The organism is Wolbachia endosymbiont of Drosophila baimaii (assembly GCF_028982185.1).
Lineage (GTDB): Bacteria > Pseudomonadota > Alphaproteobacteria > Rickettsiales > Anaplasmataceae > Wolbachia > Wolbachia pipientis.
Window position 1 is genome coordinate 1 of the sequence record NZ_JAPQLE010000075.1, and the last position, 11,819, is coordinate 11,819.

Annotated in this window: 14 protein-coding genes and 1 pseudogene; 6 read left to right on the forward strand and 9 right to left on the reverse strand. The window is 34.2% G+C overall.

The genetic code is table 11. The features are described 5' to 3' along the window. The 3 genes and pseudogenes from OZD66_RS02290 to prfA form a co-directional block, all read right to left on the reverse strand. Positions 1–222 (reverse strand): annotated as a pseudogene (locus OZD66_RS02290) (IS110 family transposase); the annotation flags it as partial. Positions 223–486: 264 nt separating this feature from the next. Further along, positions 487–615, reverse strand: a complete 129-nt coding sequence (locus OZD66_RS02295) for a hypothetical protein (RefSeq protein WP_259348477.1) — start codon at positions 613–615, stop codon at positions 487–489. A 199-nt stretch (positions 616–814) separates the two neighbouring features. Further along, positions 815–1,894: a peptide chain release factor 1 gene (prfA, locus tag OZD66_RS02300; protein ID WP_182366487.1), complete on the reverse strand. Its 1,080-nt coding sequence runs from the start codon at positions 1,892–1,894 to the stop codon at positions 815–817. Positions 1,895–1,992: 98 nt separating this feature from the next. Here prfA and yihA point away from each other — a divergent pair, with 98 nt between their 5' ends. The 5 genes from yihA (at position 1,993) to OZD66_RS02325 (ending at position 5,283) form a co-directional block, all read left to right on the forward strand. Then, on the forward strand, positions 1,993–2,586 hold the full coding sequence (gene yihA, locus OZD66_RS02305; protein ID WP_182366489.1) for a ribosome biogenesis GTP-binding protein YihA/YsxC: 594 nt from the start codon (positions 1,993–1,995) through the stop codon (positions 2,584–2,586). A 4-nt stretch (positions 2,587–2,590) separates the two neighbouring features. Continuing rightward, a complete protein-coding gene (gene argB / locus OZD66_RS02310) occupies positions 2,591–3,502 on the forward strand; it encodes an acetylglutamate kinase (protein WP_182366600.1) in 912 nt (303 codons plus the stop codon). Positions 3,503–3,924: 422 nt separating this feature from the next. After that, entirely contained in the window at positions 3,925–4,386 is a 462-nt protein-coding gene (dut, locus tag OZD66_RS02315; RefSeq protein WP_182366492.1) for a dUTP diphosphatase, read from the forward strand. A 78-nt stretch (positions 4,387–4,464) separates the two neighbouring features. Next, complete coding sequence (locus OZD66_RS02320; RefSeq protein WP_259348479.1) at positions 4,465–4,959, forward strand: hypothetical protein; 495 nt, start codon at positions 4,465–4,467, stop codon at positions 4,957–4,959. A gap of 174 nt (positions 4,960–5,133) precedes the next feature. Further along, complete coding sequence (locus OZD66_RS02325) at positions 5,134–5,283, forward strand: hypothetical protein (RefSeq protein WP_182366608.1); 150 nt, start codon at positions 5,134–5,136, stop codon at positions 5,281–5,283. A gap of 89 nt (positions 5,284–5,372) precedes the next feature. Here the strand turns inward: OZD66_RS02325 and nusB are convergent, their stop codons facing one another. Genes nusB through yidC form a run of 3 tightly spaced genes read right to left on the reverse strand, consistent with a single transcriptional unit; the run spans position 5,373 to position 7,979 of the window. Further along, the gene (gene nusB, locus OZD66_RS02330) at positions 5,373–5,855 is read right to left on the reverse strand and encodes a transcription antitermination factor NusB (RefSeq protein WP_182366495.1); all 483 of its coding nucleotides are present in this window, start codon (positions 5,853–5,855) and stop codon (positions 5,373–5,375) included. After that, positions 5,855–6,283, reverse strand: coding sequence for a 6,7-dimethyl-8-ribityllumazine synthase (locus tag OZD66_RS02335; protein ID WP_182366498.1), 429 nt, complete (start codon positions 6,281–6,283; stop codon positions 5,855–5,857). The genes nusB and OZD66_RS02335 overlap by 1 nt, the downstream gene beginning before the upstream one ends. Further along, complete coding sequence (gene yidC, locus OZD66_RS02340) at positions 6,261–7,979, reverse strand: membrane protein insertase YidC (RefSeq protein ID WP_182366501.1); 1,719 nt, start codon at positions 7,977–7,979, stop codon at positions 6,261–6,263. The genes OZD66_RS02335 and yidC overlap by 23 nt, the downstream gene beginning before the upstream one ends. A 134-nt stretch (positions 7,980–8,113) precedes the next feature. Between yidC and OZD66_RS02345 the strand changes: the two genes are divergently transcribed. After that, entirely contained in the window at positions 8,114–8,629 is a 516-nt protein-coding gene (locus tag OZD66_RS02345) for a TIGR02281 family clan AA aspartic protease (protein WP_006279648.1), read from the forward strand. 6 nt (positions 8,630–8,635) lie between these two features. On the opposite strand, the gene secF is transcribed toward OZD66_RS02345, so the two are convergent. The 3 genes from secF to OZD66_RS02360 form a co-directional block, all read right to left on the reverse strand. Then, on the reverse strand, positions 8,636–9,511 hold the full coding sequence (gene secF / locus OZD66_RS02350) for a protein translocase subunit SecF (RefSeq protein ID WP_182366504.1): 876 nt from the start codon (positions 9,509–9,511) through the stop codon (positions 8,636–8,638). 200 nt (positions 9,512–9,711) lie between these two features. Then, complete coding sequence (locus tag OZD66_RS02355; RefSeq protein WP_259348480.1) at positions 9,712–10,620, reverse strand: hypothetical protein; 909 nt, start codon at positions 10,618–10,620, stop codon at positions 9,712–9,714. Positions 10,621–10,695: 75 nt separating this feature from the next. Beyond that, positions 10,696–11,622: a hypothetical protein gene (locus tag OZD66_RS02360; RefSeq protein WP_275022118.1), complete on the reverse strand. Its 927-nt coding sequence runs from the start codon at positions 11,620–11,622 to the stop codon at positions 10,696–10,698. Positions 11,623–11,819: the final 197 nt, after the last annotated feature.

The following is an 11,819-nucleotide window of genomic DNA, read 5'->3' on the forward strand; positions in this document are numbered from 1 at the left end:
TACTGGTAATCCAAAGCTCCTTAACTCTTTGCACATCGATATTGACAATTGCCCACTTTCTATTCCTATGGATTCGTATTCTCTGCTTTGACTAAGCAGAAACTCAGCTATTGCACTGCTCTCACTTGCAACAACTTCTTCTTTAACAATTTTTCCTTTCTCATCAACGATACTAATAAAAGTTTCTTTGAGTGAGATATCTAACCCGCTATAATATTTCATGAGACTACTCCTACTGTAAAAGTTTAAATTATTTTTGAAGAACCAATTCATTGAATTTGTTACTTCGTGCTAAAATAATGGAGTATGTCTCTCCATCATTCAATCGCAATTACAGTATGTTGGGTGCTTCTCACTCATCAGTCTATTTGCTGGCAAAATCTTGCAGAAACTTGGAGCAATAAAGTGTGTAATTTCTGGTACGAGCGTGGGTGCTATTGGGTCTCTATTGCTTGTAATATTCAGTATAATTGTACCCCACTCTTTCTACTTAGTAACACTGTCTATGATTATTTTTTCTATCGGTTGTGCAATTTTCCAGCCAGTGATTTTTAATGCATCAATAAATGTTTTCCCTGAAATTAAAGGCACAGCTTCTTCTGCAGTCTCGTTCATTAGAGCTTTTATCATGGCTATTTTTATCGGCTTAACAAGCTACGTTTACAATGGTCAAACAATTAGTGTAGCTGTTCTTGTTTTATCCGCGATAGTACTAGAACTTGTTTTTACTGTCTATTTATTACTAACTACACCCTTAAGATCTGGGACAAATCTGTAATTAATAACCCTTTTACAAATATTCCATTGTAGGCTGCTAACTTTCCCCTGCCAATCTTTCTGCTTCATTGCGTGAAATTAATGCCTCAATAAATTCATCTAACTCACCCTCTTTTATGATCTGTTCTAATCGATGCGAAGTTAGATTAATTCTGTGGTCTGTTATTCTTGATTGTGGAAAATTATATGTTCTTATACGCTCGGAGCGATCCCCAGAGCCAATCTGACTTTTCCTCATTGTTGACCTTTCCATTTCTTTTTTTTGTCTTTCAATTTCGTATAGCCTTGCCCTCAATACTTTGAGCGCTTTAGCTTTATTTTTATGCTGCGATTTTTCATCTTGCTGTATCACAACTATCCCTGTTGGCAAGTGGGTGACCCTTACTGCGCTGTCAGTTGTATTCACTGATTGCCCTCCAGGACCACTGGATCTATAAACATCTATTCGTAAGTCTTTTTCTTCTATTTTAAAGTCAACTTCTTCTACTTCAGGTAATATCGCAACAGTAGCGGCAGAGGTATGCAACCTTCCTGAGGATTCAGTTTCTGGCACTCTCTGTACTCTGTGCACCCCTGATTCAAATTTCAACCTTGCAAAAACTTCTGTTCCATTAATGAGTGCAGAAGCTTCCTTATAGCCACCTATACCTGTATTAGAAATGCTTATTGGCTCGAACTTCCAATTTCTTCTTTCTGCATATTTTTGATACATACGAAATAACATTGCTGCAAATAATGCTGCTTCTTCTCCGCCTGTACCTGCTCTAATTTCTAATATTGCATTTCTTAAGTCATCTTCATCTTTGGGCAATAATGCTAACTTTAATTTTGCTTTTATTTTTGGTAATAATACCTTGTGCTTTTCGAAAAATTCTTCTTTTGCTAACTCTTTTATATCACCTTCGCTGTTTTCATCTTTCATTATTTCTTCTAAGTCTGAAATTTCCTCTTTCAGCGTGTTATATTCATCAATTATCTTGATTATTGGCCTGAGCTCAGAGTATTCCTTTGAAAGGGTAATGAATTCTTTTTGACTTAAATTGGTAGGATTTTCCAAATTCCTCTCTATATCATTAAATTTTTTCTTTAAGTCTTGTAAATTATTTTCCATATCCATATAGCACAGATCTAGCTAAGTAATATATACTGAAATAAAAAATTTCTTATATCAAGCAATAACACTATAATATACCTACTACCTTCTAGTTGAATATAATGGCAAAACAGATAACATCAAACTGCAATTTCATATTTGGAGCTTCGGACATAAAATCATTACCAAATGAGTCGGCTCCAGAGATTGCGTTTGCTGGTAGATCAAATGTAGGAAAATCCAGTCTGATCAACTTACTGATAAACAGCAAAAAAGCTGCCAGAGTTTCCTCTAAACCTGGATGCACTAGACAAATAAATTTTTACTCTATGTACAATGATAAGTTCAGACTTGTTGACCTACCAGGGTATGGCTACTCTCATGCAGGCAAGGAGGAAATTATACAATATTTAAACTTAATTGAGTATTGTCTAATTCAAAGAAGAAATCTAAGAAGAGTGTTTGTGTTGATAGATAGCAAGGTAGGATTAAAAGAAATAGACAAAGACTTCATTTATTGGTTAATATGTAATAACATTAACTTTAACATTGTGCTAACAAAAATAGATGAAGTAAGTCAAAAAAGCTTAGGTGCTGTTATAGAAGATATTCAAAAATGGATTAATAATGAGAATGTGTCAATTCATCAAATGAGCATCCGTGTTAAGCATAAAATAACCAAGGTAAGAGATGAGTTTTTCAAGTTTACAAGATAAAAAAATGAAGAGTAGTGAATTTTTAAAGGGTGAGGTATCATTTGAACAAAAAGCAGAAATATTACTTGAAGTGCTATCTAACATACCTAGCTTTGTAGGCGAGACTTTTGTCATTAAATGCGGTGGTACAATAATCTTAGATGAAACACTATTTAATACTTTTGTGCATAATGTTGTCTTGTTGAAGCAGCTTGGTATAAATCCGGTAATAATTCATGACGGAGAATATGAAATTAACTCAGTGTTAAAAATGCTGGATATGAACAGTAAGTTTGTGAATGGTATCAGACTTACAGACAAAGACACTATGAAAATCATTGAAATGGCACTGTGTGGTTCAGTTAATAAAAAAATTGTTCAGCATATAAATTCTGCTGGTGGTTCAGCTATTGGATTATGTGGAAAAGATGGTAACTTAATTAAAGCCGAAAAAATAACCGCTACGCTTAGAGAAGATAGATCAAATAATATCGAAAAGATATTAGACATGGGGTTCATCGGTAGACCCACTGAAATCAATCCTGATATATTATTTTTTATTGAAGAATCAGATTTTATACCAGTTATTGCACCAATTGGTCATGGAAAAGATGGGGAAACATATCATATTGATGCCGATAGCACTGCAAGCGCAATTGCAATTGCAGTTTCTGCATCTAAAATGATAATCTTGAGTGACACAGATGAAGAAATAGATAAAATTGGTGGCAGGAAGATATCTGTTAAAAATTTAAATGCATCGATTGATTGTGGGAAAATTAAAGGGGAAAAATTTATTGAAAGGCTTATGGCATACGTTAAAATGGCGGAGGAATGTGCTGGAGTTGTTCACATAGTTGATGGTAGAATACCTAACATTATGCTTGATTTATTTACTGAGAATAATTCAAGCATATCGATTGTGAGTGATTTATAGCTATACTGCTTACAACTACACGAATACCAAGAGGGTGTCATTCAAGTAGCTGACACTGGAATGACAGAAATCTACGTCATACCGCGATTCATTCGCGGTATCTCTAGATCCCGCTAACAAGTAGCGGGATGACGGTTGTCAGGGTGTCATCCCAGCGCCCTTATGATGTCATCCCAGTGCCCAGACACTGGGATCCAGAAGACTTAATTTCAACCAAGTGGCTGCATAATAAGGACTAGATTCCAGACTGGAATAACATCATAGGGGCACTGGGATGACAAAAAAAGGAGCACTGAACTTGTCAAGGAATTTTATGGCCTAGCGTCACGCGCTGGAATGACATCATTTACGATGTAACATTTATCACTTTTGCAGATACAATTTACATGCTATAATTGAGTCTTCATAGATGGTAAATTGGAGTGCAAAGAAGTAAAATTAAAGTAGAAATAAAAAGATTATCACACGGAGAAGACTTGTCTCTTCCATGTTATGCAACTACGCAGAGTGCTGGCATGGATCTTTATGCTGCATTGAATGATTCTGCTGTTCTAAATCCACTTGAAAGATTACTTGTTCCAACTGGAATTGTGATTGCAATACCAAACGGTTTTGAGGGGCAAATCCGCCCACGTTCTGGTCTTGCTGCAAAACATGGAATCACTGTCTTAAATTCTCCGGGCACTATAGACTCTGATTATCGAGGTGAAGTTAAAATTTGTCTAATTAATCTAAGTAATCAGCCATACGAAATAAAAAGAGAAGATAGAATCGCACAAATCCTTATTTCTCCTGTATCTCAGGTAATTTGGGATGACAGAGAAGAATTCTGCGCAGAAGAAACCGGTCGCAATGCAGGGGGCTTTGGCTCAAGCGGCAGGTAGCTTACGAAAAAGCTTGACTATGACAGTTCTTTTATACACAATTTAAGCATATTAATATTTTATTAAATGAAGTCGTTTATGCTAACTTTCAAAAATCATTGTGGCCAGCTCCACAAAGCAACCACTGTATTTGTTGCATTTACTGCTATATACGTTATAGGTGGATTAGCAATACTTTCAACACCGCTTTGGAGGCCTTCAACTTGCAAGCTAGCAGCTTTTGCAGCTACACCACTTGGAATGGGCGTTTTAGCATTTGTTGCTGCTGCGCTGACTTATTTAGCAATATATGCTATCAGCAAAAATAACGAAATATCTGAGTTGAAAGCTCTGAAGGTTATTAAGGATGGGTTGCTAGTAACAGAAGACGCATTTAGGGAAATTGCAAGGAATAACCAAGTTAAAGATGAAGAAGGTAAGGTAGAAAAGGATAAGTATTATATAGACTTCAGCTTAGAAGGCAAGAACTACCGTATTATTGTTGATATTGATCAGCTTACCAAGACGCTAGGCAATACTTTACTCTTCAAGATAGATTCACTAAAAGAGAAAAACGATGAAGGTAAGTTCTAGGCAGTAAATGAAACAAAGTGGAGTAAAACATTAGGTTTAGACAAAGATGGTGCTAAAGAGGTTAACACTTATTTAGGCTCACTTATTGTTGAACAAGTTGCTTCTAAACAACAAGGAGCAGCATAGCCAAGTGAAATAAAAGAGGTAGATTAAGTCTGCCTCTTTGTTTTTTTAGTGTCGGTTACTCAAATTTATTATGGGAATGTATCCGTTCAGCAGAGTGGCAAAGTAGGTAGGCAAGATAAACTAAAAAATCAAGAAAAAGTGAGTGTACAACAAATGGTGTCATCCCAGTGCTCCCTTTCTTGTCATCCAAGTAGCTGACACTGGGATGACACCCTCCTGGTAGACAATGTTCATACAGCTATGTGTCAGCTACTCGGATGACACCCTGTGTTTGCTGGCTATAATTGCTAAGGATTTTTATTTAATTTAACTGCATCTTTTGCCTTATCCAATAACCCATTAATAAAGCCAATTTCGCTTGGTTTATCAAGTAAATCAGATGCAATGTTAGTATATTCATTAATGACAACTGGAACTGGCGTATCGCAATTAATCAACTCACATATTGCAACACGCAAAATAGATAAGCTTATAAGATTTAACCGTGAAAGGGACCAGCTTGGGTGTAAGTAAGACTCTATTATTTTATCATATTCTTCACTGTTTTTTATAACCTTATATAACAAGTTTTCTAAGAACTGATGTTCAAATTCTTCACATTCAAATATATCTCTCAACTTACTTATGTAGTCCTTAAGCTCACAATTTTCCAGTTTAAAAGTGCTTTTGTTGTAACCTACGAAAATATTTGAATAAGCAATTTGTACAGCAAGAAATCTTGCCGTGCTTCTTTTTATGCGCCACTTTTTATCTACTGGTTTTTCCTCCATTATTTTAATTTATTGTGTAAATCTATCATACGCAAAACAGTTGAGGCTGCATGGCCACCAACGTTCTTTTTGTTTTTGTCAGCTCTAACTAGTGCTTTATCTTTGCTGTTAGCGGTAATTACGCCCATACCAAGGGGCATTGCATAATGCATAATAACTTCATTTAAGCCTTCGATTACTCCTTTACAAACATATTGATAGTGATCGGTTTCACCGCGAATCACGCACCCAAGAGCTAAATAACCGTCATAATTAGCATTCTTGCTTTTGACTGCAAAAAGAATTGTAGCTGGTATCTCAAATGCACCAGGAACTTCAATTATCTCATAATCAACATTATTTCCTTTGAATTTATCAATTGCACCCTCAAGCAAAAGGTTCGCTATTTCAGTATAATAAATTGAATTAACTATTAGTATTTTCGACATTCACTACCACTTTTTTCGTTAAAAACAACTTTATTAATGATTGTTGAATTAGAGTTATAATATTACTAAATATCCAATATATTACCAAACCGGCAGGAAAAGAAGAAAAAATAAAGACAGAAATGTAAGGTAAAAACTTCATAACATTTACTTGAATATCATCTTTACTGGTTTGATCTTTCTCACTTAGCTTCTGCTGGATTATCATAGTAATACCAAAAACTATAGGCAAAATGCCTATAGAAATAGGGAAATTGTAATTAAACAACCCAAATAATGTAAAAATGTTCGTTGGATCAGGAGCTGAAAGATCTTTAATCCATAAACAAAAAGGGGCGTGTCTCATCTCTATAGTAACAAATAATACTTTATATAAAGCAAAAAATACCGGTATTTGTATTAGCATAGGAAGAATGCTTGACATTGGATTTACATTATTTTTCTTGTATAATACAATTATTTCTTTATGCTGCTTTAAACTATCATTTTTATATAGTTCTTTTATACGAGTTACTTCAGGCTGCAGGCTTTTTACCTTAAATATCGAAATATATGATCTAGTAGATAAGGGAAGCATCAAAAGTTTGATTACTAAAGTCAGCAATAATATTGCTAAGCCAAAATTCTTTAAAACGAAGTTAAAGTATTCAAGCAGTAAAAACACTGGTTTAGTTATAAAGTAAAGAACACCAAAATCTACAGCTTTATCAAATAAAGGTATATTGAGAGTATCCTTATAAGAATCCAGTAAATTCAACTTTTTTGCTCCAGCAAAAAAATAATTCACATTAGAAACGCTTGCACCAGGAAGTATGCTCTTGTAAGGTTTAACAAAATCTACTTGGAATTTATCAGTATTATTAACGTTTGTGTGTTTAATGCTTACATTTATTTTATCGGATTTCTCAGGTATGATGGCTGTAAGCCAGTATTTATCAGCAAAACCAAACCAATTTTTTTCACTCGTGCTTGCTTTTACTAAATGTTTTTTGGAAATATCCTTATATGTCCACTCCTCTAGTTTATTATCAAATGCACCCAGTACTCCTTCATGGGATATCCAATAAGATTCGTTGATATTGTCACGTTTACGGTTAATTTTACCATAAAGAACCAAAACTACATTATCTTTTGTGTTATTTTCAACAATCTGCTCAATTTTAAACATGTAGTTATCGTCAAGGCTAATTTTCATTTTAAACACAATGCCATTCTCATTGTCCCAAAATAAATTAACTACTTTTTGATTAGTCAGTTCAGCCCCATCAGCTTGCCAGACTGTCTTAGAATCTGGAACTTTAATTTTGTTATTCGGATCGAGCCACCCAAATTCTGCGAAATATATATCTTTTGATTCTGCGGGTGACAGTAACACCACTTGTGGAGAAGAAGAACTCGGTTCTAAGTGGTAATTAGTTAAAATTAAGTCATCAAACCTTGCACCTTTCAGAGAAATTGATCCTTTAATCATGTTATTGGTTAAACTAACCCTCTGTTCTCGAGTAGAATTAATAATTTCAGAACGATTTTGGTGTATTATAGGAGCAAGGTCGTTAAAAGATTCGATATGTTCAATATTTTCAATCAATGGCTGATTTTGGTTTGCACTAAAAAAATTATCATAAATAATACGCCAAGATACCATGATCAACATGGAAAGGATAGCTGCTAAAATTAAACTTTTTGCTTCTGACATGAAATTAAATCAAACACATCTTCTTAAAGTGTATACTAAATATTGTACTAAAACAATGAAATTTACTTATTTTTAATAATAACTTTTAACGCTGATCTTTAAAATTTATTTTAATAGCTTCAAATTTTAACAATATGAACGCGGTGAAAAATCTAGTTATTTGGTTGCTAATAATAGCCACTACTGCAATGCTTATTGATTCACAAAGGGACAAACTAAGCGACAGATTTCTCAGTACTTTTTTACCATATAAAGGAAGAATTCAAAATAGCGGTCAGAATAGTGGAAGTATTGAATTTACGAAGTCATATGATGGACACTTTTATATTCAGGCTCAAGTCAATGATCGCAATATAACGTTTTTGCTTGATACTGGAGCAACCGATATTGTTCTATCACAAAAAGACGCATTACATGTTGGTATTAACTTACAAAATGTTCAGGATTTTAAAATATATGAAACTGCGAAAGGTCAAATAAAAGCTGGAGTGGTTCAAATACCTCAAGTTAAAATAGGAAATTTTTTGATTAATGATGTACAGGCAAGCGTTAACACTCATTCTATGTCTCATTCACTACTTGGAATGAGCTTTTTAAGGTATTTTCATTTCACTATAAGAGATAATAAGTTGATATTATACCGCGACTAAACACTTCTACAATCTACTTATCAAAGCTCTGTAGGTTAATATAGGAGCAGAAATAAATATTGCAGAACAAGCGCCAATCAAAATACCAAAAAAAATGATCAAGCTGAAGTCTTTCACTGCATCTGTGCAGATTAATGCCAAAGGAAGAGCAGCAAGAAGGGTTGTACCCGAGGTTAATATAGTGCGAAATAATGTAGCGTTGATACTTGCATCTACTATCTCACTCATCCGCCCACTTTTACCACTCTTGCAATACTCTCGAATCCGATCGTATATAATTACTGAGTTATTGATTGAATAACCAATGACAGTGAGAAGAGCTGCAACTGATGAAATATTAAACTCAATGCCAGTTAGGCTAATAAAACCAACAGTTAAAATCACGTCATGAATCAGTGCTGTTATTCCACTGAATCCACATTGCCAATTAAATCTAAACCAAACGTAAAAAAATATTCCAACAATTGCGATCAACATGGATAACATTCCTTCAAATATTTGTGTTGAGCTTATTTGTGGGCCAACATAGTCTATTTTACGATAGCTTATTGAGCTCCCCAGCTTTTCTTCTAGTATGCTTTTTATCTTTTTGATTTTATCTTCATCTCCTTCATCTTTAAAACGCATGACTAAATTATCACCCGCTTTTGAACTCTGCACTGTAAAACCATTTTCTTTTAATGCATCGAGAATAGAGTGATTCTCATCTGAAGATTTTATCTCTATCAAAATTCCGCCTGCAAAGTCTATGCCTAAGTTCACTCCACGCAGCACAACAGTGAATATTGAAAAGATGATAAGAATAATGCTAATTAATGCAGTCAAATCCCTATATTTACTAAACTTGATATCGAGGTTGTCTGGAATGAGTCTAAGTGCCATGCTATTTACTTAAACTTGAATTTTATATACTTTTCAAAAAATTTACTAGTTTATTCTGTAATTGTTTGATTATGTCAATTTTTCCATCAGTTAATTCTTGTCTGTCAATTAAGTTCTATCTAGCTTGCATACTACCATTTTGAAGTACATTACAAAAGCGAAATACTGCCAATTTGGCCCATCATTTTATCTCTGCAAGCTTATCCCCCCCTTGCTATGTTAGCAACGCAACCTAAGCTAGGTTCCTTCATAGCAGTGTTAGGTACACTGCCATATCTTTCAAAACTTTCATGCTCTATAGCTTCCTCAACACTTTTTCCTCCTAAAAGACAGTTTTCCCCTAAACTTTTTCCCCTATTTTTTAACTCATTAAGCCTTGCTCTGTTTTCCCCATCAATCTCCACTTTTATTTTATTGCTGCCTTTCTCACTAGGACTTAGATAAATACTTATCTCTCCTACCTCAGTAGTAAAAGACATTTCAATACCACCTTTTGAGACATCCATGTAATTTCTTTTTCCCCCTATTTCTTCTACATTTTCAACTCTTACTATACTTTCTCCAATTTTGAGTATGCCAACTCTTAAATTTAAGTCTTTGGCTTTTTCATTGTTTAGGATTTCTGCAACTTCAACAATACTATCTTGCGAGTATTCTATACAAAAATATCTATTATCCTTGTCTACTCCTAATACATTTTGAGTCTGCTTGCTTTTGTTTACAATACTTTCATATGCTAAATCTTTTAGCTTGCTTTCAATTTCCTTACATTTCTCAGAAAGGCCATCATCAAATCCTTTATAAGTAACTATCTGCTCAAACTCATTCCCATCGAAAAAATTAGGGCGTTCTACTTTTCCACTTTTTAACAATAAATTACTAACAATGCTTTTGGTAATGTCCTCTTCGGACACTTCATTTTCTTTGTTACAGTTTTGATCTTCATTTTCTTTGTTATAGTTTTGATCTTTACTTTGATAGGGAGAGTTATCGAATACAAAAGTGTTACTTCTGTTACTTATATGACTACCACTAGTAAGATCTTTTATTTCTTCAAATACTGTATTTGTTACAGTTTTTTCACAACAAGTACATTGTAAATTTAACATTACTCCTTTTTTTAAGTATCCAGCTACTGTGTGCTTAATACTTTCTAGAATATTTTCTATACATTCTTGTTTATTTTATTTTGTTATACCTCTCACCTTCTCACAGCATTCATTAATCAGATCCTGTTCACTTTGAGTTAACGACATTTTTAGTTTCATAAAAAGTGAGTCTTTTAGAAAAGGATTATCATCTTCTGAATCCAAATCATCTGTTAACTCCATTGAATCAAAATTACCTGAGCTATAGTACGAACCCTTTTTTGAGTCCGAACTATCTTCTGAGTTCCCATCACTATCTAACCAATTGTCAACTTTCGGAAATTCTGAGCTTTTCTGTTCACCTTCAAAAGTCTGATTACTACCACCAGCGCCCTTTGTCAAATTTTCTTTACTTTCACAAGAACCATCTGAACCATAGCCCTCATTCCCTTTTGGATCTGAATCATCTGGATTACAATCAGAAGTTATTTCTGTATCTTCAGAAATTTGTTGATTATCACTTTCACCTAACAAACCACCATTTGTTGGATTACATACATTTTCTGTATATTTTTGATTATTTTGTGCTTCTATTTTCTCCTTTTCGTACAACAGTTTAAACTGATCCTCATCGTCAGAATTGTGACCTGAATCACAAATTACATGATCATTGCAGGTAGAATTATGCTCTACTGAATCAGTACTTTCAAAAATTTGTGGATTATTACTTCCGTCTGGCAAATTACCTGATAAACCAGTCTGATGATTATTTTCACCTACCCAACCATCAGTTGTTGTTGGAATATATATTCCTGTATATCTTTGGCTATCAAGAGAATCATTAGTTAATTGTACTGCTGTATAAGTTGTCCGGTCATCCTCACCATCGGAACTAATACCTGAATCATGGCCATCACCTTCTTTAATCTTTTGAGTTTCTATATCGTGTTCATTTATTTCGCTCGACGAATCATAGTTGGAAGGGTTATACTGTTGATTAGAACGGTGCGTAGTGAAAAACACTTGACTATGACTATTACTGTTATCGCTTGTACGAGAATCATCGGAGTGCTGTAGAGGAGTTTGTGCATTACTTTTAAGAGTTTTACGCCACTCACTGCAAGGATCCTTATTATAGCATTTCTCATAATAGTCCGAACAGGTCATAGGAAGGCAGAATCAACAGCACGACGAAAGGATTCGAATAGAGGAATGTTTTT